We start from the raw sequence: 20,028 nt of genomic DNA, 5'->3' as shown, positions 1-20,028 counted from the left end.
AACTTGCTTTTTAGGCAGAGGAAATAAAAATGAATATATCAGGGGAAATAACAGGCATTAAATACAAAATACTTTTAAGCGATAACTTAAAGCAAATCGACTTCAACAATTTTGACATCAATGATGTTCCTGCAACTTGTTTACTGACCAACAATAAAACTACATTTGCTATTTCAAAGTGGGTTTCGCCCAAAAGAACACGTTCTTATCCATTTGAGCGAGTTTATAATTCGCTTACAACATCAAAGAAGATTACCATTATTCCAATCGTAAAAGATGAAGGAGCAAGAGGCGACCGAGATTTTATTCAGTGGGACACAGTTTCCTTAATGTCGTTACTTGACGTTTTTGTAATTTTCGCATACTACGACAAAGCCGAAGTAAATCCACGAAACGAACTCAAAATAACCAATCAACAATTTGACAATGCCTACGTCATTGCTAAAATCAAAGAAATTCAAGCATATCACAGTTCTGCCTTGCATTGGAATTTGAATGAACTTAAAACTAATCTTCACGACATTATTGACAAGACAAAATCGGCTTACAAAAAAATTGAACAGACAACAAAAGTTCCGTTACATAACCTTACAGGCATAGACAATTTCAAAGAAAAAATCGGGCTGGAAGTTGAGTTGTTTATGGAATTTTCAAGAAAAAAAGCCAAACAAGCACAATTCAGGGAATTTGTAACACAACAACCGAAAGAAAGCTTATCAACGCTTTCAAAAGCAAAAATCACGATAACAAATTATTTAGGCGGACAATACTTTTTTACTGTTGATGAAATTCTAATTGATGAAAATACCGTTTACTTAATTGAGGGCAAACACAGTAAAAACGCCATTCTTCCAAGCAAAGGCGACATTAAAGACGGTTTGCTGAAAATGATTTTATACAGCAATCTTTCCGACGTAACCGCAAGCGGAAAGCTAATGAATAGTGTTGCAGTTTTAAGTTTAACTTCATCAAAATTAAAAGGACATATCACATCAAAAAGTTCAACAAAAGACATTGTGAATTTCCAACGAGATAACGAAATTTTTAATCAGCAAGCAGTTCTGTTTGGCGATTTATTGAGAGAAGCCGAAGAAAATAATTTTATTATTAAAATAGGTTTTTCAAAATGATAAAAAGTCCGTTAAGATACCCGGGAGGCAAGAGTCGTGCGGTAAATTTAATTGCAAAGTTGCTGCCTGAATTTGACGAATTTCGTGAACCTTTTTTGGGGGGCGGTTCAGTTTTTATTTACGCTAAACAACATTTTCCCAACAAAAAATTTTGGGTAAACGACCTTTATCTTGAGTTGTATAAATTTTGGGAAATGGCGCAGAAAGACGTGAACGCTTTAATTGACAAAATTTACGAATGGCGAAATCTGTTTCCCGTTGGTAAAGAACTACATCAATTCTTGAATAAAAATATTGCGACATTCGACGACTTAGAAAGAGCAGCAGCATTTTTCATTTACAATCGCATCACATTTTCGGGAACAAGTTTAAGCGGTGGTTTCAGCGAAGGTGCATTTACAGGACGTTTTACTGAAAGCAGTATTCAGCGTTTAAACGAATTTGCACAAGTCATCAATGGCGGCACTACGACAATTACAAATCTGAACTACGAAGACGTTGTAAATGCAGACGGGCAAAATGTTTTCATTTTCCTTGACCCGCCATATTACTCTGCGACAAAATCGGCTTTATATGGCAAAAACGGAAATTTACACAAAGCGTTTGACCACGAAAAGTTTGCCGACACAATGAAAAACTGCCGGCACAAATGGTTAATTACTTATGACGATTGCGACTATATCAGAAAACTTTTTTCATTTGCCAATATCATTCCTTGGGACTTGACCTATGGAATGCGAAACGTAACAGGAAATTCCAATCAAAAAGGAAAGGAACTTTTTATATCAAATTATTTGAACGAAATCCCACGAACAGAACAATTAACGTTTGCATTCAGCGAATTCGATGGCAAATGAAACGCCCATAAATAAGTATTTTGCATACCCAAAGCGATGATGATTTTGGCGGCATTACTATTTTAAGACGGAGTTCGTGAATCTCCGATTTCCATCTGACAATTAAAAAGCAAGAAAAATAAACAGACAAAAACAGAAAGATTTATAACTCTTCAAACAAGCCTGTTTGCTTGTTTTTGCGCACATTGTCCCAAGTAAAATATCTTCCGTTCATCGCCACGTAAACGCCGTGCGGCAAGGTTTGCAGAAATGCGAGCGCTGCACCGAGATTAAAAAATCCGTCCGAACTTCCGAACTTATAAGGAATCATTGCGCCCGTAATAACAATGGTTTTTGGAAGATTCGCTTTCGCTAAATATTCGGCAGTAACAGACATTGTATCTGTTCCATGTGTGAGCAAAATTTTATCTTCGGGAACGGTTTTACAGTTGTGCAAAATCAGTTCGCGGTCGGTGTTCGTCATCTCTAAACTATCAACCATCATCAGCGTACGGATTTCCGTAGAAACCGTGCAGCGACCGAGTTTCAGCATTTCCGGCACGTGTGTTTCCTCAAAATCGAGCTTGCCGTTTATCATGTCGTATTCCTTGTCGAATGTGCCGCCTGTAACTAAGATTCTTATGCTCATTTTGTTGTCTGTTATTCGTTATCTGTTGTCCGTTATTTGTAAATTCGCTCTTGCCGCTTCCCACAAAACAATGCCTGCCGCGATGGAAATATTCAACGAATGTTTTGTACCAAGTTGCGGAATTTCGATGCAGCCATCGCAGGCATCAATCACGCTTTGTTGCACGCCTTCCACTTCGTTCCCTAATATCAAAGCAATCTTTTTTTCTTTTGCAAAATTAAATTGATTTAATGCAATACTTCCTTTTGCCTGCTCTACTGCATAAATGCCGAAACCTTCATCACGCAAAGATTTCAGCGAATCATTTATATCTTCAAAATATTTCCATTCAACAGTTTCCGTTGCGCCGAGCGCAGTTTTATGAATGTCTCTGTGCGGCGGTCGCGGCGTGTACCCGCAAAGATGAATTGCCTGAATCAAAAATGCATCTGCCGTGCGGAATATGCTACCGACATTGTTCATGCTGCGTACGTTATCCAATACTGTAATTATAGGAAGTTTTGCTGCCTGTTTAAATTCTTCCACAGACATTCTTCCCAAATCATCCATACTCAATTTTTGCATGGCGCGAAGGTAGATTTTATTACACGAATTTGAATGAATTACACAAATTAGATTGATTCGAAAGAAGATAATTTTTCATTCAAAATTTTATTGATTTCTCTTGCGCGATTAAACGTCATAAAATGCGTTCCGCCTTTTACTGCAATCATTTTTTTATCTTTTTTAAAAGGGATAATTTTATCTTTTGTTCCGTGTATTCTCAACAGATTTTCAGGAACGAATTGATTATCCCAATGAACAATTCTTGATATTGACCAACGGAAAAAATCTATCGAAGCATTTTGCAACATTTCTTTTTGCAAAGCCTTATCTTCTTTTGATTTTATACCTAAAAAATTATCGGTAAAAGTACTGCTGGTATGATACATTTTTTCGGAAATCAAATTAGCAATTCCTAATCTTCCTAAAAATAAAGCCCAGCTTGGCAATTCATTTTTATTAACTGCACTTGAAATAAGAACAGTTAATTTAGGAGAAAGAAATTTATTCATTTCCACAGCAAGCATTCCGCCAAATGAAAGTCCTATTAAAATAAAATCTTCATTCAGACTAATCTTCTGAGATAGCCGCTTGGTATAGCTTTCAAGCGATTCATCTTTCAATGGATTTATCCAAGTCAGATAAATTATTTCAAAATTTTCAGGCAATTTTACATGTTGAAAAATTCGCTCGTCCGCACCCAATCCGCTGATAAAATATGCTTTCATTTTAGTTCAATTTACCCCGCAGTCGGAATATTTTCAAAAGTATCTTGCTCTTCGCCCATTGCCTGCAATTTCATTTTGTGTGCAACATTGTGTCCCACATAATGTTCAATCCATTTTTCTACATAAACAATCACAGGTGTGAGAATTATAGCAACAATAAATTTATAGATGTAGTTCATCATGCCGATTGCTAAAACTTCGCCCCAGCTCCAATTATTACCAAGCTTAAACGCAATGATTAATACAATATAGCTGTCCACCAACTGCGACACGAGCGTTGAACCTGTGGAGCGTAACCAAATCATTTTATTGCCTGTGCGTTTTTTGATTTTGTGAAAAACATATACGTCCACCAACTGGCTGAAACCAAATGCCACAAGGCTTCCGAGAATAATCCACATGCCTTGCCCGAAAATTCCATTGAACGCATTTTGCATATTAGGAATGCCATAACTCACATAACTTCCCAACCAAAAATCCGCAGGCGGCGTTTTAATCGCAAGAAAAAACATGAGATAAGCATAAGCAATTAAAATGATGGTTGTATAACTGATTCTTCGTACAGCTTTCGGTCCGAAAAATTCATTCACAATATCGGTAATTACAAATTCGAGAGGCCACAACAACACGCCGCAGGTAAGATTGAACGATAAGCCGGATTGCCCGAAAATAGTAAAGTTCGCAGGATGCAAACCGAATACTTTTTCCAAAGAAAATATTTTTCCGCCGATACATTCTGCAATCAATGCGTTGGCGACAAAGAATGCAGCAAAACCAAGAAACAACTTGGATGGCTTGTCTTTTAAGAATTGATTAATCATTGAATAAAAATAAAAAAGTTTGAAAAATCAGACACAACAAACAGAAAACCCAAATGTATTTTTTCACTGGCAACGGTTCGTTTTTCTTCTTGATAAAAATTAACGACAGCAACAATGCCAGATTAAAAACCGGCGCGAGCAACCAGCCGCCGAGCAAACCGATTGCATTTGTGCTGAGATTGTTTGCAATAATTTTAAACCTTAACAGCAAATCAATAAAATACAAAACATTGAATATAACAGCCACTTTGGACAAAAAAGAGATTCGACGCATGAAAGCAAAGTTAGTCTTTGTGATTACACGAATGATAACGAATTGCACGAATTTTTGAAGCGAGAAAATAATAAATTGAAACGGAACACTTTTGTGCGTCATTCCTGCAGGCAGAAATCTCACTTCGTGCAACTCTGTGTAATCTCTGTGTACCTCTGTGGCACAGCTATTACACAAAGAACCACGAAGTAAAACACGGAGTTTCACAGAGAGGTTCCCGCCTGCGCGGGAATGACGTGTATGCGTTATCAGAAATCAATTGCATTGTCGAACACTCATCATCCGATTATCACATTATCAAATCATCTCATTATCACATTAAAAATTATCTTTGCCGAAATTTTTTCATTAAAAAAATTCTTTGATAAGATATGGCAGACATTTTTGAAAAACTTGTAAAGCACTACGGACCTATCGGTCAGCACAGAGAAAGAGCGCATGGATATTATGCTTTCCCACGATTGGAAGGCGAAATCAATAGCCGCATGAAGTTTCGCGGCAAAGAAGTAATCGTGTGGAGTTTGAACAATTATCTGGGTCTTGCCAATCATCCGGAAATCAGAAAAGTAGATGCAGAAGCATCAGCAGAATATGGTCTTGCATATCCGATGGGCGCACGCATGATGAGCGGAAATACAACGCTGCACGAACAACTCGAAAGTGAGCTTGCGGCATTTGAAAATAAAGAAGACGCTATTTTATTGAACTACGGCTATCAAGGCATGATAAGCATTATCGATGCTGTCTGCGGGCGACACGATGTGATTGTGTACGATGCGGAATGCCACGCTTGTATTATGGACGGAATGCGGATGCAGCTTGGTCATAAATTTGTGTTCAAACACAACGATATTGCCGATTTTGAAAAACAAATGGAACGCGCCACAGCATTGATTAATAAACAAAATGCAGGCGGTATTCTGGTGATTTCCGAAGGCGTTTTCGGCATGGCGGGCGACCAGGGAAAAATCAAAGAAATTGTTGAATTGAAAAAGAAATTTGAGTTCCGTTTGTTGGTCGATGATGCGCATGGTTTCGGTACGCTTGGCAAAACAGGCGCAGGCGCGGGCGAAGAACAAAATTGCCAGGACGGAATCGATTTATATTTTTCCACATTTGCAAAATCGATGGCATCCATCGGCGCGTTTGTGGCGGGCGATAAAATCATCATTGATTATATCCGTTACAATATCCGTTCACAAATTTTTGCAAAGAGCTTACCGATGCCTTTTGTCGCAGGTAATTTAAAACGTTTACACATGCTGCAAACCATGCCCGAACTGAAAGCGAAACTTTGGAGCAATGCAAAACATTTGCAGGAAGGATTGAAAGAAAGAGGCTTTGATATCGGCAATACCAATACGCCTGTAACGCCGGTTTACATGAAAGGCGGCGTGGAAGAAGCAACGGCGATGGTCATGGATTTGCGCGAAAATTACGGCGTATTTGCAAGCATTGTGGTGTATCCCGTAATTCCGAAAGGGCATATTATTTATCGTTTGATTCCGTCTGCCGCGCACTCCGATGAAGACATTGAAATTACATTAAAAGCATTCAGCGAAACGAAAGTGAAATTAGACGCAGGTGAATATAAAGTTGCAGCGATTCCTGACGAATGGCAAAGCGTTGCGGTGGATGAATAAACCTTTGTGGAACTTAGAGTCTTTGTGTCTTCGCGGCAAAATAATATGCCACAAAGACTCAAAGACACAAAGGCTCAAAAAGAATTTAACTTACAATGAGTACAGTAAAAAATTATCTTTCTTTAGTTAAATTTTCGCATACCATTTTCGCGATGCCTTTCGCGATGATAGGGTTTGCAATAGGTGTAAATGCAATAGACATACATCAATATACTTTCGCACAAATTCTGCTGAAGTTCTTGCTGGTATTAGTTTGCATGGTTACGGCGCGCAGCGCAGCAATGGCATTTAACCGTTATTTAGACAGAAGTTTTGATGCGAAAAATCCGCGCACGGCAATACGCGAAATCCCAAGAGGAATTATCTCGCCGAACAATGCTTTGCGGTTTACGATTATCAATTGTATTCTTTTTATTATCGCAACTTTCTTTATCAACAAACTATGCTTTGCCTTGTCGTTTGTGGCGTTGTTCGTGGTTTTGTTTTACAGTTATACCAAACGTTTCACGGCTTTATGTCATTTGGTTTTGGGCTTGGGAATGTCGCTCGCGCCGATTGGCGCATACATTGCCGTTACGGGAAAATTTGATTTGTTGCCGGTTTTGTTTTCCATTGCTGTGATTACTTGGGGTTCGGGCTTTGATATTATTTATGCCATGCAGGATATTGATTTTGATAATTCGCAAAAGTTACATTCCATTCCTACTTTTATGGGTGCGGCAAAAGCGTTGAACTTATCTGTTTTCTTACATATTATTTCCGCCGCAGCAGTAGTGTTTGCAGGCGTTTACGGACACTTTGGGATTTTGTATTGGCTCGGAATTGCAGTATTTATCGGCATGTTGGTTTATCAACATTTGTTGGTAAAACCCAATGATTTAAGTAAAGTGAATATTGCATTTATGACGGCGAATGGCATCGCGAGCATTGTGTTTGGCGTGCTGGTAATTGCGGATGTAATTGTCTTCTGAACGAGGATTTGGGTGGATTTATAAGATTGTGAGGATTTTTCAAATCATAATTATCATAAAAAACCTGCGTTCTATTTTTCAAAAACAATTTAACCATATAGCAATTCAGCAATTTGAGAACGGATAACAAATAACAGACAACGAATAACAAACTTGGCACGCATCATCTCCATAGACTACGGCGGAAAGCGCACAGGCATTGCAGTTACAGACCCTTTGCAAATAATTGCGAGCGCGCTTACGACCATTGATACAAAAAATTTTATTCCGTTTTTGAAAGATTATTTTTCCAAAGAAGAAGTGGAATTAATCTTAATCGGCGAACCGAAAAATTTGGATGATTCAGACACACATGCAACGCCTTTGGTAAAGAAAGCGATTGCAGAACTAAAGAAAAATTTCCCGCACATTCCTATCGAAACCATTGATGAAAGCTACACTTCCAAAATGGCGCGCCGCGCAATGGTAGAAATGGGCATGAAGAAAAAGCAACGCGAGAAAAAAGGCAATACCGACCAAATAGCCGCAGCCATTATGTTGCAGGAATATCTTACCAATCGCTATTAAAATTTTTAAAGTAATTTTGCACGAATTTTAAACTTCGTTATTAGAAAATGATTTTACCAATTGCCGCATACGGAATGCCCGTTTTAAGAAAAGTTGCCAAAGATATCGACAGCAATTATCCCGATTTGAAGAAACTGATTGAAGATATGTGGGAAACGCTTGCAGAAAGTCATGGCGTAGGTTTGGCAGCTCCGCAAGTGAATAAAGACATTCGTTTGTTTCTTGTGGACAGCGCACTGATTTTTGACAACAAAGATGAAGATGATGAAGACGGAGAAACTTTTCCCGATGCACCGGGCGTGAAAAAAGTTTTCATCAATGCGAAAATAATCGACCGCAAAGGCGAAGAATGGGCGTACAACGAAGGTTGCCTGAGCATTCCGAAAATTCGTGAAGATATTTTCCGCCCCGAAGAAATTACGATTGAATATCTGGATGAGAATTTTGCGCCGCACACTGATACATTCAATGGTATTACGGCAAGGATTATTCAGCACGAATACGATCATATCGAAGGAAAATTGTTCATTGATTATCTCAAGCCTTTAAAGAAAAAATTGCTGCAACGCAAACTCAGCGATATTTCCAAAGGCAACATAAGCGTGGATTACAAAATGCAATTCCCGAAATAAATTTTTCATATTGCTCCTCATTTTTTCAAATATTACTAACCTTTTGAAACGCCTGTTACTTTTTGCAACAGCATCGTTTTTTTGCATACCTGTCGGAGCACAGGTTGATACAATTATTGACAACAGTAATATCACATTGCCTGATGTATTCGTCGGCAATGTGAATGTGCCTGTATTGCTGCATCGTATTCAGAATGACAGCAGCTTTTATAAAGCGTTCAAATCTTTACACATCGTAGGTTACACATCTATCAATAACATCAATGTTTTGAATAAAGATGGAAGCGCAAAAGCAACATATGACAGCCGCGTACAACAAATTCATCAAAATAACTGTCGCTATGATAAAGTTTTAAGTCAGCATACAACAGGCGATTTTTTTGACAAGAAAGGAGATTACAATTATATGATTGGCGAACTGTTCGCGGGATTATTTTTTATAAAAGATACTGCCTGCGGCGAAACAAATATTGTCGCAGGAAACACTTTTGATACCAAAGGAAAATCGGGCATTGATAAAAAGAAAGAACAATTAAAAATGTTGTTCTTCAATCCCGGCAAAAAAATTTCGGGCATTCCTTTTATCGGCAACAAACTCGATGTTTATGATGACGATGCCAAGAAAAAATACGATTACAAATTAGATACTACAATTTATAACGGAACGCCTGCTTACGAATTTACCATTACACCAAAGCCCGGCTCAAATGGCATTGTGATTGACCACATGAGCACTGTATTCGATGCAAATTCATTGGAAGTACTTGAGCGGACTTATTCATTGAGCTACAAAGCCGGCGTGTACGATTTTGATGTCCACATGAAAGTGGAACTGCAACATATCAACGGATTATTGTTGCCGGTGTCGCTGCATTATTCAGGCAACTGGTACGTGCTGTTCAAAGGCAGGGAACGCGCCGATTTCACATCGAATTTATACGATTTCAGGAAATAAAATTTTAGGCTATGTGCGGCATCTTCGCTGTATATATTTTACTGCCTGCTCTTGCCGGTATTGCCTAGCGGCAATAAAATAAAAGTGTAAAATGAGGATGCTTCATACTGTAGCTTCGCATTGTCATATTTGCCGCCTTATTGTGATTTCTCTTTAAAAAAATTTGTAGTTACTAATTTCTTTTAACTTACATTCGTTAAAATTTTCTTAACCTAAACGAATTATTGTCTATGAATTGCATATTTTTTATAGTGCCTGTTCTCGGGCTGATAGGCTTGCTTTATACGCTTATTAAAAGCATTTGGGTATCCAAACAAGATGCAGGCAATGACCGCATGAAAGAAATTGCAACATACATTGCCGATGGCGCAATGGCGTTCTTAAAATCGGAGTACAAAATTCTCACATACTTCGTGGTTATCGCAGGATTATTATTGGGCATTATGGGTTACAGCAACGAAAACTCAAGCTGGACGATTGCGCTGTCATTCGTCGTAGGTGCGGTATTGAGCGCGCTCGCAGGTTTTATAGGTATGCGCATTGCCACGAAAGCCAACGTGCGTACGGCAAATGCAGCGCGTACAAGTTTACGCAAAGCATTAGCGGTCTCTTTCACAGGCGGTTCCGTAATGGGCTTGGGTGTTGCGGGTTTGGCGGTACTTGGTTTAGGCGGATTGTTCATTATTTTAATACAAAGTTTTGCACCCGGCGCATTAAGCAATTCTGTGGATGTAGGCAAAGCGATTGAAGTACTGACGGGTTTTTCGCTTGGCGCGGAAAGTATCGCATTGTTTGCACGCGTTGGCGGCGGCATTTATACAAAAGCAGCTGACGTGGGCGCAGATTTAGTGGGAAAAGTGGAAGCCGGCATTCCCGAAGACGACCCGCGCAATCCCGCGACAATTGCCGATAACGTGGGCGACAATGTGGGCGATGTTGCGGGCATGGGTGCCGATTTATTCGGCAGCTATGTAGCAACCATTTTGGCAACAATGGTGTTGGGACACGAAGTATTGGGACAAGATGGAAATGCCTTAAACGATCATTTAGGGGGTTTCTCTCCTATTCTTTTACCTATGCTGATTGCAGGCATTGGTATTTTATTATCCATTGTAGGAACTTTCTTTGTAAGAATAAGCGAAAGCGCAGGATTGAGTACGGCAAAGGTCCAGGCGGCTTTGAACAAAGGCAATTGGGGTGCAATTATTCTCACGGCAATCGCTTCTTATTTTATCGTTCATCATATTCTTCCTTCAAATACGACGTTCGTGCTGCGCGGCACGGAATTCACGGCTGACGGCGTTTTCGGAGCCATCATCGTTGGCTTGTGCGTAGGAACGTTGATGAGCATTATTACAGAATATTTTACAGCTATGGGAAAAAATCCCGTGAAAAGTATTGTTCGCCAGTCAGGTACGGGGCATGCGACAAACATTATTGGCGGGTTGGCTGTTGGAATGCAAAGTACCATGTTGCCGATTATTGTTTTAGCGGCGGGCATTTACGGTTCTTATGCTTGTGCAGGCTTATATGGCGTTGCTATTGCCGCCGCCGGCATGATGGCAACAACTGCGATGCAATTGGCAATTGATGCTTTCGGTCCGATTGCAGACAACGCAGGTGGCATTGCAGAAATGAGCGAATTGCCTGCGGAAGTACGCGAAAAAACAGACATTCTCGATGCAGTTGGCAACACAACAGCGGCTACGGGCAAAGGCTTTGCAATTGCTTCTGCCGCACTTACTTCATTGGCTTTGTTTGCAGCGTTTGTCGGCATTGCAAAAATTGACGGCATTGATATTTACCGCGCGGATGTATTGGCAGGATTGTTTATCGGCGGCATGATTCCTTTTATATTTTCATCGCTCGCTATTAAAGCCGTAGGACAAGCAGCAATGGCAATGGTAGAAGAAGTGCGCCGGCAATTCCGCAGCATTCCGGGCATTATGGAAGGCAAAGCAAAACCGGAATATGATAAATGTGTTGCTATTTCTACAAGCGCTTCAATTAAAAAAATGATGTTGCCCGGCGCAATTGCAATTATTACTCCGTTGATTATAGGTTTTGTTTTCGGACCTGAAGTGCTGGGTGGATTTTTAGCGGGTGCAACAGTTTCCGGTGTGCTGATGGGTATGTTTCAAAACAACGCAGGCGGCGCTTGGGACAACGCAAAAAAATCTTTTGAAAAAGGCGTGGAAATCAACGGCGAAATGCACTATAAAAAGTCCGAGCCGCATAAAGCTTCGGTTACAGGCGATACAGTCGGCGATCCGTTTAAAGACACATCAGGTCCTTCGATGAATATTTTGATTAAGCTGATGAGTATCGTGTCGCTGGTAATTGCGCCAACGATTACCAAAATTCATTCCGACAGTATTCATCAAAGATTACAGGATAAAGCAAAGAATATTCAAAAATTGTTGAACGAAAATGCGACTTCTTTCGTGAATCCAAGAGCGGATGTGCATACAGCATATTTTGTGAGTCGGTAAAAGCTTATAGCGAAAATAAGCTGAAAAAGCAAAAATCAACAAGCAGGCGTGCATATACTGTTTGCACCACAGTTTCACTATGCATTTAAGAATAGACATCAGCTATATCCAAAAAGTTCTAGGACACAACGATATTAAAACGACCTTCATCTGTACCGGAGTTGGTAAAAGGATTTGAAGAAAGTAAAAAGCCCGTTAAGTAGCATTCAATGAGTTGCGTATTTTAGGTATTTTTGTAGATATGCTTGAAAATCAAATTTGAAATTTTCGGGGAGTTGCGTATATTCATGAGATGTAACGCAATTCTCCGCTACGCTACGTCTTGCGTTACATCGTCCCGCCGGATTTCATCCGTAGATGAACACAGCTCTACGCTGTCGCTCCGAACTGCGTTCATCTACGGATTGACTAAATTCTCAATGTTGAGCAAAGCTCACATTGGAACTTCGTCAATCCGGCGGGACGTTAGCGGTAATGCGGCTCAAAAATTGTATAAAATAAAATTATGGAGAGAATAACAGTATTTTGCGGTTCAAGTCTTGGTACAGAATCGATATTTGAAGAACAAGCATATAAATTAGGAAAATTATTAGCTGAACAAAATATTGAACTCGTTTATGGTGGTGCAAATGTTGGTTTAATGGGAGCTATTGCAAACGGAGTGTTAGAAAACCAAGGCAAAGCTATCGGAGTATTGCCAAAATTTTTGCAAAAAGTTGAAATTGGTCATAAAAACTTAACCGAACTAATTTTGGTCGAAACAATGCATCAACGAAAAACTAAAATGGATGAGCTTTCCGATGGAATCATTACCCTGCCGGGAGGATTTGGGACACTCGAAGAATTTTTTGAAATGCTTACTTGGGCTCAACTTGGATTACATAAAAAGCCCGTTGCAATTTTAAATACAGACGGATTTTATGACGATTTGTTGTCTCTTATTCAGAAAATGGTAGATAAAGAATTTTTGAAACAAGCCAATCAGGAAATGTTAATAGTGAGTGATAATATTGAAGAGTTGCTTGACAAAATGAAAAATTATAAAGCGCCGGCTTTTGGGAAATGGATTAACAAAAATGAAGTGTAACAATAATGGATACTATATCATTACCAACAGCCGGTTTAGTGGTTGTAACAGAAAACAAACTACTTTTAGCATATAGTAAAAATAAAAAGGCTTGGTATCTGCCCGGTGGAAAAATTGACAAAGGAGAGACCTCTTTAGAAACTTTACAAAGAGAAATATATGAAGAACTAAATATTAAATTAAAGACTGAACGTTTAAAGTATTATTGTCATATTACAGCTCTTGCTTATGGAGAATTACCCAATATTATAATGGAACAGGATTGTTTTATTTATGATTTGAGTGAAAAAATCAAACCGAATAATGAAATAGAAGAAGTCAGATTTTTCAATAGAGAAATGTATCAATTAGAACCTGCACAAGTTCCTGGTGTTTTAAAGATATTCGACAAATTAATGAAAGACAAAATTTTGCTTTAAAAACACGCACTACCGCCAATAAGGAATTGCCAAAAGCGGGGCTGAACAGCTTCGATTGGGTATTTGTGCAAAATTCAACTTTCGATCTTCGATTGAACTTTATCCCCGCCTCCGGCAATACCCAAACCGTTAGTGGCAATTTTAACGATAGACACTGCCAAACAAAATGAAAAAGATATTTACGATTTTACTCTTGACCTTTTCAATTTCAAATCTGTTAGCACAAAATAATTTAGCAACAATGAAAGCAAATGACAAATCGTTTCCGACAAATATTTTCAAAGGAAATAACAATGAACTTAAAAAGTTTGACAGTAAAGTAATCGCATACGATGGGATTATTGAAAATAGCTGACAACAAAAACAAGAATGGATAGACGGGAAAATTCCAAGTTCAAAATAAAAACAACAACCACTCTGTCCCAAAACCGACCTTTTGAACAAAGCAAATTCGGACGTTTAAACAAAGTCGCCTGAATGGACTCTATCTACTTTTGTCCCAACAAAATAATTTAAAAATGGGACAAACAAATTACAACGGAGCATTACAGAAACCAATCGTTTCGGGCTTCAACGCAAAATCAACTTCAACAGAAGTAATTAAAGGCATTGACCTTACAGGAAAAATCGCCATTGTGACAGGCGGCAATACGGGCATTGGACTGGAAACCGTGAAAACACTTGCCAATGCAGGCGCAACAGTTATTGTTCCTGCAAGGGATATTGAAAAAGCCAAGAAAAATTTGCAAGGAATTGCTAATGTTGAAATAGAAGAAATGGACCTGATAAATCCAACTTCCATTGACGCATTTGCAGAAAAGTTTTTGGCTTCGGGCAGACCTTTACATTTGCTCATCAACAACGCAGGTATTATGTGGGTTCCGCTTCGCAGGGACAATCGTGGAATTGAATCGCAATTAGCCGTTAATTATTTGGCACAATTTCAGCTCACAGCAAGACTTTGGAGCGCACTAAAAAAAGCCAACGGAGCAAGAGTAATTAATGTATCATCAGGCGGACATAAATTTGCACCTTTCAATTTTGACGACCCGAATTTTGAACATCGGGAATACGAAACTTTGCAAGGTTACGGACAGTCAAAAACCGCTGTCAATTTGTTTTCACTTGAATTAGACAACCGAGCAAAAGCATTTGGCGTTCGCGCCTATTCATTATGCCCAGGTCGAGTTGGCGGAACTGAATTAGCAAGAGAAGCACCAATAGAATTGTTTGTAAAAATGGGATTGAGCGATGAAAAAGGTAATATTTTACCCGAAGTCGCAGCTTCGTTAAAAACAATTCCGCAAGGTGCTTCTACAACAGTTTGGTGTGCCACAAGCCCGCAATTAAACAACATTGGAGGCGTGTATTGTGAACATACAGATATTGCGGCTTTAAGTACCGACTTAACAGCATTTGGCGGTGTGCAATCTTACTCCTTAGATGAAGCCAATGCAAAACGCTTGTGGGAACTAAGTGAAGAAATGACCGGCATTACATTCAACGTTAATTGATGTTTGTAAATTGCTCTTGTATTTTTTATTGCTTTTTGGTCAAGAGGAACCTTTGATGAAATTTTTCATATCCTTTGTGTAATTTTGATATGAAAAATTTCATGTCGGTTTGCAATCACACAAGTATTATGGATGAGTATAAGGTTAAATACATAACACCCGATATTAAACTTTCTTCCTACAATGGCAAATTGTTTAAAACAGAATTTGCATTTGACGACCATATGCTTGTGTGGTTCATTTCTGGCGAAACAAAAATTATTCAAGCCGACCAAAACTATTTGTTCCAAGCAGGTGACATTTTTCTTATCCCGAGAAATCAGTTGGCAACAATCATCAATTATCCGAAAGACGGAATACCACATAAATCCGTAGCAATGCATTTGTCTATTGACCGACTACGAAAATTTTACGCTAACTTAAATGTAAAACCAAAAGTTTCTTCAACTCAAAAAATACGAAGTTTTAGCAAACATCCATTATTGGAAAGTTGCCTTGCTTCACTTATCCCTTATTTTGACGTGCAGGAAAAGTTTCCCGAAAACATTGCTTTATTAAAAATTACGGAAGCAATTTCCATTCTTCGCACCATAGACAAAGACATTGACAACATTTTAGCGAATTTTGACGAACCGCATAAAATTGACTTGACAAGTTTTATGGAAAAGAACTTTATGTTCAATATGCCTTTGGAAAAATTTGCTTATTTGACAGGACGTAGTTTGACAACTTTCAAACGTGATTTTCATAAACTTTACAACCAAACACCACAGCGCTGGCTGACACAAAAACGTTTGGAGTTGGCACACTACCAACTGACAGAGAAAAACAGAAAACCCGTTGAAGTCTATTTAGAAACAGGCTTTGAAAACTTATCACATTTCTCTTATGTTTTCAAAAAACAATTTGGTTACACGCCGACAGAATTAACAGGACAATAATAAAACTTGACAAACGTCAAACAACTAATATCGTTTTGCGTGGCAACCCTGCTCTTCGGAATTTGCAATTCCGAAGCCCTGTCTGCGGATTTTTATCCGCATATCAAGTGTGCATTACAAATACACAGATAATAATTCGCGATTGCAAATCGCGAATAGCAACTCTCTCAAAAGTGAATATTTTACACGCCCAAATCTTCCACAATCTTCTTAATTTTCATTTCCAATTCTTCCAGCTTTTCATCAAACTCGCTCCTATCTTTCAACGTTGTTTTTACGCTGAAATAAAATTTTATTTTCGGTTCGGTGCCGCTGGGTCGCGCGGAAATTTTTGAGCCGTCTTCCAGAATAAATTGCAACACATTGCTCGTAGGCAAATCAATTTTCCATGTTTCGCCCGTGTCCAAATTTTTACCAACGTGCAGCTCGTAATCCAGCAACTGCGCCACTTTCGAGCCGCAAAGTTCTTTCGGCGGTTCGTTGCGGAAGCCTTCCATCATCTTCGCAATTTCTTCCTGTCCGTTCATACCTTTTTTGGTAATGCTGATGAGTTTTTCCAGATAGAAACCGTATTGAATGTATAAATCAATCAGTTTATCATACAAAGAATTTCCTTTTTCTTTTTCGTAAGCAGCCATTTCGCAAAGAATGGCAACGGCGGAAACAGAATCTTTGTCGCGCACCTTATCGCCAATCATCAAACCGAAACTTTCTTCCCCGCCGATAATGTAATTTTCCTTGCCTTCTTTCTCCTTGATTTTTTCCGCAATCCATTTAAAGCCCGTCAATACGTTGTAGCATTTTACGTTGTTGGCTTTGGCAATATCGTCAATCATGTTGGTGGTAACAATCGTTTTTACCACCATGTCATTCGGCTGCGCAATGCCTTTCGCTTTGCGCGCTTCAATAAGGTAAGCGTGTGCCAGCACGGCGGTTTGGTTGCCGTTCATCAGCACCCATTCGCCTTTATGATTTTTAATGCCTATAGCCACGCGGTCGGCGTCCGGGTCGGTGCCTAACAAAATATCGGCTTCTATTTCTTTGGCATAATTCAAACCGATGCTCATGGTTGCCGGCTCTTCAGGATTCGGATAAGCCACCGTCGGAAAATTGCCGTCGGGCTTTTCCTGTTCTTTCACAATATGAACGTTGGTAAAACCGAATGTTTCCAGCGCACGCGGAACTAATTTTATACCGCTGCCGTGAATGGGCGTGTACACAATTTTCAAATCGTGCTGCTTTGCAATCACGTCGGGATAAACGCTCAGACTTTTTACCATCTCGATATAAGCGTCGTCTACTTCTTTGCCAATGATGGTAATGTTTTCGTCGTTACCGCTCCACTTTACATCGTCCACGCTGGCGATGGCTTCCACTTCTTTAATCACGTTTTTATCGTGTGGCGGCACCAACTGCCCGCCATCGTTCCAATAGGCTTTGTAACCGTTGTATTCTTTGGGATTGTGCGATGCGGTTACATTAACGCCGCCGTTGCAACCGAGCAGGCGAATGGCGAAAGAAAGTTCGGGCGTGGGACGTAAATCGTCGAACAAAAAAACCTTGACGCCATTAGCGGCAAAAACGTGCGCCACAGTTTCCGCAAAGAAGCGGCTGTTGTTGCGGCAGTCGTGGCAAACAGCAACTTTTATTTCCGTACCGGGATATGTTTTGTTGAGATAATTGGCAAAGCCCTGCGTTGCCATGCCAACGGTATATTTGTTCATGCGGTTGGTGCCAACGCCCATGATGCCGCGCAAGCCGCCCGTGCCAAATTCCATGTTCTGATAAAATGCTTCAACCAAATCGTTGGGATTTTCTTTTTCCAAACGAATAATTTCATCTTTGGTTTGTTGGTCATAATCGCCGTTTAACCATGTGTCGATTTTTTGTTGAATTTGTGCGTCCATAATGTTTTATTTTTTATTTAAAAGAGAATTTATTGTTGTAGTTAAATCTTTTTCTAAATCATCATAATACCCATCATCGCCTCTTACTATTTTTTCATCTTTATTAATTACATAGAAACTCGGAGTAGCAAAAGCATGATAATTTTTTTTCAAATTAGCGTTCCCTAAATATACGGGAAATTGGATATGCTGACTTTGAATATATTTCTTTGCTTGCTCCGCCGTTTCATAATTATAGACACAAAAAATCAAAACGTCTTTCTCATCATACTTCTGAAATAATCTGTTGAGCAAAGGATTTGCAAGAGGGTTTGCGGGACACTCAGTTGAACCAAATTCTACGAGCAAAATTTTATTTTGAAATAAAGATGAATCAACATTTTTGTCCAATAAATTTTTTAAAATCAATGATGGAGCTTTTGTTCCAACAGAAAGCATTTTATTATTTGGAAGTCTGTATTGATTTGTATTTATGCTGAATATTGAATTATCAAGCGGTTTATCTACAACATAATTGTAAAAATGTTTTTGAGAAAAATTGCTTATTCTCCCTATTGATTTTCCGCCTTTTGTTGCAGCGCCTTCGCCAATATCTTTATAGTATATCGTCAAAAGATTTTGTTTGTCAATATAAAAATAGGTGTATCCGAAATTATGTTCATTGTTTACAATCGTGTCGTAGCTCTTGGCGAAAATGTTATAGCAATCAATATTATCAATAACAGTATCTTTTTCTTGAATGAATTTAGCGTTTTTTTTATGCAACAAAAATTCTAACCTTGCTTTAACGTCAAGAAAATCGTTGGCAATATAGCGAATCAAAGTCGCGTGTTTTGTATATGTGCCGTCTGAAAAATCAAATATATAACTCGTATCGTTTAAATAAAATTCTTTGTAGTTATTATTCTTACTAAACTCTCTATTTATGATTTTAATATTTCCTGTATCACTAAAATCTAAAACAGATTGCCACCGGGAATTAGTTGTATCATCAGTGAAAAAGTTCTTATCTACATTTTTTACTTCATAGCTCAACGTTTTTATTGCGTTGGCTTTGTTCAAACATTTTCGCAAAATATCAGCAGCATCTTGTGCTTTTGCAAAAGATATACTTGAAATAACTAAACAAATTAAATAATATATTTTCTTCATCATAATCTTTTCAATCATCCTAAATTTTGCTTCAGAAATTAAACGCTGATTTTTTATGATAGTTATGATTTGGATTTATTTTGAATAATCCATAATAATCTGCGCCATCTGTGTTCTATTTTATAATCCTTCAAATCCTCAAAATCGCCCCAAATCCTCGTTCAGACAACTGCGCCCACAATTTCGCCGTCTTCGATAATCACTTTGATATGGTCTGTTGCAGTTGTGGCAACGGACAAACCGACATAATCGGGTTTTATGGGAAAATGTTTGTGCATTCTTTCAATCATCGCCAACGTTTGTATTCGCTTGGGATGAAAGTCCAGCAAGGGTTTCAGCGCATAAAGAAATGTTTTTCCCGAATTGATTACGTCATCGACAAGGATAATATTTTTGTCGTTGAAATCAATTTGTTTGCTCAACGTAATTTCCGCAGGATAATTTTTATCTAAAGAAAGAGAAAGAATTTCAATAGGTGCGTGATGATATTTCTCGATAAACATTTTCAGCTTTTCGGCAATTTTATAACCACTTTTTTCAATGCCGATTAAGACAAGATTATCTTCATCGTCGCTGATATTTTCGGCAATTTCCAAAGCCATACGATGCAGCTTTTCCTGCGCCGCTTCTCTTGATAAAATATTTTGCTGCAACATTGTCGTTCGTTAATTTATGGCTTCAAATCTACTGTAAATTACGAACAAATTAAATGAAGAAATTGAGAATGCTGTTCGGAATGCGCTGTGCTAATATCCAGAACAGCGAAA

Annotated in this window: 20 protein-coding genes; 12 read left to right on the top strand and 8 right to left on the bottom strand. The window is 38.7% G+C overall.

Translation table 11 applies throughout. The features are described from left to right. The first annotated feature begins 29 nt into the window (after positions 1-29). On the top strand, positions 30-1,130 hold the full coding sequence (locus tag A9P82_RS15215; RefSeq protein ID WP_066209402.1) for a hypothetical protein: 1,101 nt from the start codon (positions 30-32) through the stop codon (positions 1,128-1,130). Next, complete coding sequence (locus A9P82_RS15210; RefSeq protein WP_066209400.1) at positions 1,127-1,987, top strand: DNA adenine methylase; 861 nt, start codon at positions 1,127-1,129, stop codon at positions 1,985-1,987. Before A9P82_RS15215 ends, A9P82_RS15210 begins: the two co-directional genes overlap by 4 nt. 142 nt (positions 1,988-2,129) lie before the next feature. Here the strand turns inward: A9P82_RS15210 and A9P82_RS15205 are convergent, their stop codons facing one another. The 5 genes from A9P82_RS15205 to A9P82_RS15185 are packed head-to-tail and all read right to left on the bottom strand — an operon-like array spanning position 2,130 to position 4,981. Then, entirely contained in the window at positions 2,130-2,615 is a 486-nt protein-coding gene (locus A9P82_RS15205; RefSeq protein ID WP_066209395.1) for an asparaginase domain-containing protein, read from the bottom strand. Positions 2,616-2,633: 18 nt separating this feature from the next. Beyond that, complete coding sequence (locus A9P82_RS15200; protein ID WP_066209392.1) at positions 2,634-3,179, bottom strand: RNA methyltransferase; 546 nt, start codon at positions 3,177-3,179, stop codon at positions 2,634-2,636. Positions 3,180-3,226: 47 nt separating this feature from the next. Then, a complete protein-coding gene (locus tag A9P82_RS15195; protein ID WP_066209390.1) occupies positions 3,227-3,886 on the bottom strand; it encodes an alpha/beta hydrolase in 660 nt (219 codons plus the stop codon). Positions 3,887-3,897: 11 nt separating this feature from the next. Continuing rightward, a complete protein-coding gene (locus tag A9P82_RS15190) occupies positions 3,898-4,707 on the bottom strand; it encodes a queuosine precursor transporter (protein ID WP_066209388.1) in 810 nt (269 codons plus the stop codon). Then, the gene (locus A9P82_RS15185) at positions 4,700-4,981 is read right to left on the bottom strand and encodes a hypothetical protein (protein ID WP_156522717.1); all 282 of its coding nucleotides are present in this window, start codon (positions 4,979-4,981) and stop codon (positions 4,700-4,702) included. The genes A9P82_RS15190 and A9P82_RS15185 overlap by 8 nt, the downstream gene beginning before the upstream one ends. 371 nt (positions 4,982-5,352) lie before the next feature. Between A9P82_RS15185 and A9P82_RS15180 the strand changes: the two genes are divergently transcribed. The 10 genes from A9P82_RS15180 to A9P82_RS15130 all read left to right on the top strand — a co-directional run bounded on the left by A9P82_RS15180 (position 5,353) and on the right by A9P82_RS15130 (position 16,202). Continuing rightward, positions 5,353-6,624, top strand: a complete 1,272-nt coding sequence (locus A9P82_RS15180; protein WP_066209383.1) for an aminotransferase class I/II-fold pyridoxal phosphate-dependent enzyme — start codon at positions 5,353-5,355, stop codon at positions 6,622-6,624. 95 nt (positions 6,625-6,719) lie between these two features. Next, the gene (locus A9P82_RS15175) at positions 6,720-7,595 is read left to right on the top strand and encodes a UbiA-like polyprenyltransferase (protein ID WP_066209381.1); all 876 of its coding nucleotides are present in this window, start codon (positions 6,720-6,722) and stop codon (positions 7,593-7,595) included. 153 nt (positions 7,596-7,748) lie between these two features. Then, positions 7,749-8,162: a Holliday junction resolvase RuvX gene (gene ruvX / locus A9P82_RS15170; RefSeq protein ID WP_066209379.1), complete on the top strand. Its 414-nt coding sequence runs from the start codon at positions 7,749-7,751 to the stop codon at positions 8,160-8,162. 47 nt (positions 8,163-8,209) lie between these two features. After that, positions 8,210-8,794, top strand: a complete 585-nt coding sequence (gene def, locus A9P82_RS15165) for a peptide deformylase (RefSeq protein WP_066209377.1) — start codon at positions 8,210-8,212, stop codon at positions 8,792-8,794. Between the two features lie 43 nt (positions 8,795-8,837). Then, the gene (locus A9P82_RS15160) at positions 8,838-9,749 is read left to right on the top strand and encodes a hypothetical protein (protein ID WP_156522716.1); all 912 of its coding nucleotides are present in this window, start codon (positions 8,838-8,840) and stop codon (positions 9,747-9,749) included. A 230-nt stretch (positions 9,750-9,979) separates the two neighbouring features. Continuing rightward, positions 9,980-12,241, top strand: a complete 2,262-nt coding sequence (locus tag A9P82_RS15155) for a sodium-translocating pyrophosphatase (RefSeq protein WP_082915379.1) — start codon at positions 9,980-9,982, stop codon at positions 12,239-12,241. Between the two features lie 505 nt (positions 12,242-12,746). Further along, positions 12,747-13,328 carry an LOG family protein gene (locus A9P82_RS15150; RefSeq protein ID WP_066209374.1) on the top strand — a complete coding sequence of 194 codons (582 nt, stop codon included), beginning with the start codon at positions 12,747-12,749 and terminating at the stop codon, positions 13,326-13,328. A gap of 5 nt (positions 13,329-13,333) precedes the next feature. After that, the gene (locus A9P82_RS15145) at positions 13,334-13,747 is read left to right on the top strand and encodes an NUDIX hydrolase (RefSeq protein ID WP_066209372.1); all 414 of its coding nucleotides are present in this window, start codon (positions 13,334-13,336) and stop codon (positions 13,745-13,747) included. A gap of 518 nt (positions 13,748-14,265) precedes the next feature. After that, on the top strand, positions 14,266-15,261 hold the full coding sequence (locus A9P82_RS15135; RefSeq protein WP_066209367.1) for an SDR family NAD(P)-dependent oxidoreductase: 996 nt from the start codon (positions 14,266-14,268) through the stop codon (positions 15,259-15,261). Positions 15,262-15,350: 89 nt separating this feature from the next. Beyond that, complete coding sequence (locus A9P82_RS15130) at positions 15,351-16,202, top strand: helix-turn-helix domain-containing protein (RefSeq protein WP_231891175.1); 852 nt, start codon at positions 15,351-15,353, stop codon at positions 16,200-16,202. A gap of 182 nt (positions 16,203-16,384) precedes the next feature. Here A9P82_RS15130 and A9P82_RS15125 read toward each other — a convergent pair whose 3' ends face one another. The 3 genes from A9P82_RS15125 to A9P82_RS15115 form a co-directional block, all read right to left on the bottom strand. Beyond that, positions 16,385-18,109, bottom strand: coding sequence for a phospho-sugar mutase (locus tag A9P82_RS15125; protein ID WP_066209364.1), 1,725 nt, complete (start codon positions 18,107-18,109; stop codon positions 16,385-16,387). Positions 18,110-18,115: 6 nt separating this feature from the next. Continuing rightward, entirely contained in the window at positions 18,116-19,264 is a 1,149-nt protein-coding gene (locus A9P82_RS15120) for a TlpA family protein disulfide reductase (protein ID WP_197492195.1), read from the bottom strand. Between the two features lie 158 nt (positions 19,265-19,422). Then, the gene (locus A9P82_RS15115; protein WP_066209358.1) at positions 19,423-19,917 is read right to left on the bottom strand and encodes a phosphoribosyltransferase family protein; all 495 of its coding nucleotides are present in this window, start codon (positions 19,915-19,917) and stop codon (positions 19,423-19,425) included. Positions 19,918-20,028: the final 111 nt, after the last annotated feature.

The sequence above is a fragment of the Arachidicoccus sp. BS20 genome (genome assembly GCF_001659705.1).
In the GTDB taxonomy this organism is placed as follows: domain Bacteria; phylum Bacteroidota; class Bacteroidia; order Chitinophagales; family Chitinophagaceae; genus Arachidicoccus.
This window is presented reverse-complemented; position numbering and strand designations above follow the sequence as displayed.

Bases quoted from the DNA above. Each gene is read 5' to 3' on its own strand.
- A9P82_RS15215 (WP_066209402.1), top strand. From the start codon at position 30: ATGAATATATCAGGGGAAATAACAGGCATTAAATACAAAATACTTTTA.
- A9P82_RS15210 (WP_066209400.1), top strand. From the start codon at position 1,127: ATGATAAAAAGTCCGTTAAGATACCCGGGAGGCAAGAGTCGTGCGGTA.
- A9P82_RS15205 (WP_066209395.1), bottom strand. From the start codon at position 2,615: ATGAGCATAAGAATCTTAGTTACAGGCGGCACATTCGACAAGGAATAC.
- A9P82_RS15200 (WP_066209392.1), bottom strand. From the start codon at position 3,179: ATGCAAAAATTGAGTATGGATGATTTGGGAAGAATGTCTGTGGAAGAA.
- A9P82_RS15195 (WP_066209390.1), bottom strand. From the start codon at position 3,886: ATGAAAGCATATTTTATCAGCGGATTGGGTGCGGACGAGCGAATTTTT.
- A9P82_RS15190 (WP_066209388.1), bottom strand. From the start codon at position 4,707: ATGATTAATCAATTCTTAAAAGACAAGCCATCCAAGTTGTTTCTTGGT.
- A9P82_RS15185 (WP_156522717.1), bottom strand. From the start codon at position 4,981: ATGCGTCGAATCTCTTTTTTGTCCAAAGTGGCTGTTATATTCAATGTT.
- A9P82_RS15180 (WP_066209383.1), top strand. From the start codon at position 5,353: ATGGCAGACATTTTTGAAAAACTTGTAAAGCACTACGGACCTATCGGT.
- A9P82_RS15175 (WP_066209381.1), top strand. From the start codon at position 6,720: ATGAGTACAGTAAAAAATTATCTTTCTTTAGTTAAATTTTCGCATACC.
- def (WP_066209377.1), top strand. From the start codon at position 8,210: ATGATTTTACCAATTGCCGCATACGGAATGCCCGTTTTAAGAAAAGTT.
- A9P82_RS15155 (WP_082915379.1), top strand. From the start codon at position 9,980: ATGAATTGCATATTTTTTATAGTGCCTGTTCTCGGGCTGATAGGCTTG.
- A9P82_RS15150 (WP_066209374.1), top strand. From the start codon at position 12,747: ATGGAGAGAATAACAGTATTTTGCGGTTCAAGTCTTGGTACAGAATCG.
- A9P82_RS15145 (WP_066209372.1), top strand. From the start codon at position 13,334: ATGGATACTATATCATTACCAACAGCCGGTTTAGTGGTTGTAACAGAA.
- A9P82_RS15135 (WP_066209367.1), top strand. From the start codon at position 14,266: ATGGGACAAACAAATTACAACGGAGCATTACAGAAACCAATCGTTTCG.
- A9P82_RS15130 (WP_231891175.1), top strand. From the start codon at position 15,351: ATGAAAAATTTCATGTCGGTTTGCAATCACACAAGTATTATGGATGAG.
- A9P82_RS15125 (WP_066209364.1), bottom strand. From the start codon at position 18,109: ATGGACGCACAAATTCAACAAAAAATCGACACATGGTTAAACGGCGAT.
- A9P82_RS15120 (WP_197492195.1), bottom strand. From the start codon at position 19,264: ATGATGAAGAAAATATATTATTTAATTTGTTTAGTTATTTCAAGTATA.
- A9P82_RS15115 (WP_066209358.1), bottom strand. From the start codon at position 19,917: ATGTTGCAGCAAAATATTTTATCAAGAGAAGCGGCGCAGGAAAAGCTG.